At 72.5% G+C, this 247-nt stretch carries 1 pseudogene; it reads left to right on the top strand.

The annotated features are described in order from the left end of the window. Positions 1-247: pseudogene (locus tag FJ658_RS16470) on the top strand (MFS transporter); the annotation flags it as partial.

Here is a 247-nt window from a genome sequence, read left to right on the forward strand (position 1 = left end):
ATTCGGCAGCGCCATCTGCGACGTCGCCATGAACGTCGAGGGCGCGGCGGTCGAGAAGGCGATCGGCCGCACGATCATGCCGCTGTTCCACGCGAGCTGGAGCGCCGGCACGGTCGTCGGCACCTCGATCGGCACCGCCCTCGTGTTCGCCCACGTCGACATCGCCGCCCACACGATCGGCATGGCGGCGCTGCTGCTGCTCGGCGCCGTCATCGCGCCGCGGGCGATCCCGCGGGTCGCCACGCAC

Source organism: Schumannella sp. 10F1B-5-1 (assembly GCF_006517535.1).
GTDB lineage: Bacteria > Actinomycetota > Actinomycetes > Actinomycetales > Microbacteriaceae > Schumannella.